Source organism: Nitriliruptor sp. (assembly GCF_040882075.1).
In the GTDB taxonomy this organism is placed as follows: domain Bacteria; phylum Actinomycetota; class Nitriliruptoria; order Nitriliruptorales; family Nitriliruptoraceae; genus Nitriliruptor.
On the sequence record NZ_JBBEBZ010000170.1, the window covers coordinates 1 to 2,248 of the forward strand.

3 protein-coding genes are annotated in these 2,248 nt (G+C 72.3%); all 3 read right to left on the reverse strand.

From position 1 onward, the window contains the following. A partial coding sequence (locus WEB03_RS10860) for an AAA family ATPase (protein WP_368070970.1) occupies positions 1–281 on the reverse strand: 281 nt, incomplete at its 3' end. Beyond that, positions 278–1,627 carry a DDE-type integrase/transposase/recombinase gene (locus WEB03_RS10865; protein WP_368070971.1) on the reverse strand — a complete coding sequence of 450 codons (1,350 nt, stop codon included), beginning with the start codon at positions 1,625–1,627 and terminating at the stop codon, positions 278–280. The genes WEB03_RS10865 and WEB03_RS10860, both read right to left, overlap by 4 nt. A 37-nt stretch (positions 1,628–1,664) precedes the next feature. Beyond that, positions 1,665–2,066, reverse strand: coding sequence for a helix-turn-helix domain-containing protein (locus tag WEB03_RS10870; RefSeq protein ID WP_368070972.1), 402 nt, complete (start codon positions 2,064–2,066; stop codon positions 1,665–1,667). Between the last annotated feature and the right edge of the window lie 182 nt (positions 2,067–2,248).

Below are 2,248 nucleotides of genomic sequence, written 5' to 3' on the forward strand. Positions count from 1 at the left end.
AGGTGGTGGTGGATCCCGCGGGCGCCGACCATGGGGTTGGACAGGTACACGACGGTGAACCTCGAGGCGTCGAGGCTGGCGACACACGCGCGGGCGGCGACGGTCTTGCCGGCGCCGACCTCGCCGGTGACGACCCCGATGGCGGTCTCGTCGACGAGCCATCTGAGCCGGGCGACGGCTTCCTTGTGGGCCCGGGCGGCGAACAGCTGCGACGGGGAGAGGTCGCGGGAGAACGGGGTGCGGGTGAGCCCGTAGTGGGCGCGGAGCTTGTCGACCGTCATCGCCCGACCTCCACGTCGTCGCCGTCGAGGTCGGCGAAGTTGATGGTCCGCCGCGTGAGAGCGTGGTGCTCGGCCTCGACGAGGGCGAGGTAGTCGATCCCGGTCGGGCCGGTGGGCATGCTGTCGAGCAGGTCGGGCGGTTCGGCGGTGGCCTTGGGGTGGACGTGGACGGCGAGCTCGTGCGGGACGGCGACGCCGAACTCGCGTCCGTCGTAGCGGACTTCGAGGTGTTGCAGGTCGAACGGGTCGAACACCAGCTGGACCCGGCGGCCGACCAGGGCCGGGTCGACCTCGTAGTGGTTGCCGTGCAGCGCGACCATCGCGGTCTTGGTCACGGTCCGGGTCTCGGACCACAGGAACGCCTCACGCAGCAGCTCCGGCGACGGCGCCTGAGGGACGCCGGCGGCCGTGAACCGGACGAGCGGGGTCTCGGTGGTCTCGCGGTGGACGTTGTGGTGGTAGCGGGTCTCGACCCAGGCGGTGAACAGGTCGTTGAGCTTGGCCAGCGTCTCGACGCGGTCGTCGACCTCGACGAGGAACTGGGACCGGACAGTGGCGAAGAACCGTTCGATCTTCCCCCGGCCTTGGGGCCGGCCGGGCCGGGAGTGGACCAGCCGGATCCCGAGCACGGCACAGGCACGTTGCAGCTGGTGGGAGATGAACGGGCTGCCATTGTCGACGTAGATCCGCTTGGGGACGCCACGTGCGGCCAGACCGCGCCGCAGCGCCGCCTCGAGCCGCAGGACGTCCTCGGAGCGGCCCCACCGATGTCCAACGACCGACCGGGAGTGGTCGTCCAAGAAGGCGAACAGCAGCGCCTTGCGGCCGGCGACGGCGGGACCGTGCATGACGTCGCCGACCCACAGGTCGTTGACCGCGGCAGCCTCGAACCGGCCGAACGCCTCCGCGGGTCGCCCCTGGCCACGCCCCTGCAGTCCGAGCCGGACGAAGTGGCGTTGCACGGACCGGACCGAGGGGACCTGCCGGACCTCGCCCCGTCTGGCGAGGTCGGTGGTGATCAGCTCGACGATGTGGGTCGCCGTGCGGCGCGGGTTCTCCCGCTTGAGCCGCACCGCCAGGTCCAGCAGCTCGCGGTCACTGACCGGGCCGGTCTTGCGTGGCTGCGGCACGAGCGCGTCGAACCCGCCGGTGCGGTAGTCGTGGATCCAGCGGTCCAACGTCGAGCGGCCCACCCGGGTCCAGTCGCCGTTCGGGCCGCGGTGCTCCCGTCCGGCCAGCTCCCGGACCAGCAACCCCCGGTCGGCCGGGGACAGCTCCTCGTCCGCTGCGGCGCGGATCAGCCCGTAGCGGAACAGCGCGATGTCGCGCCGTCGTCGATCCTCCATCGGTTGCTCTCTCCATCTCGGTGACGGAGCCGAGCGTTCAGCCCATCCACGGGCCCGGGAAGGGCGAGGTCGTGTTGCACATCAGCCGCCCGCCGGTCGCGGCCGACGCGAACTCCCAGCGGCAACCGATCCCGAGCCGCACAGCCGCCGCGCCGCCCGCCGCTACGACCGCCGCGACCGCGTCGGCGAACGGGCTGCGAGAGGGTCCGATCCGGACCAGGCCGGGGTCGAGCCACACCGCCCACCGCGTCAGGTGCGCCCGCACCGTCTCAGCCAGATCGGCAAACCGTGACAGCCAGCCGCGCACCGTCGAGCGCGACGCGCCGACCGCGGTCGCGATCGGCCGTTGCCCCAGCCCGGCCGCCTTCAACTCCAACGCCCGGCCGACCGTCGCGACCCAGTCGCCACGGCGGCTCAGCATCGTCGCTGGCAGCAGCACATGCGTGACCCCGCAGCCCCGACACCGGGCCCGTCGCGGACGTACACGCCGTTGATCCTGACCGCGCCCGACCGGACGTTCACGGGCCCACGCCCACGGCGCGAGCGTGCCGCCGCCACACGACGGGCATACCAACGTTCCGGCCGCCAGGTCGGACTCGACGCAGGCCAGGTCACCACTTA

What these genes read in the sequence shown, in the direction of transcription:
- WEB03_RS10865 (WP_368070971.1), bottom strand. Translation starts at nt 1,627, where the DNA reads ATGGAGGATCGACGACGGCGCGACATCGCGCTGTTCCGCTACGGGCTG.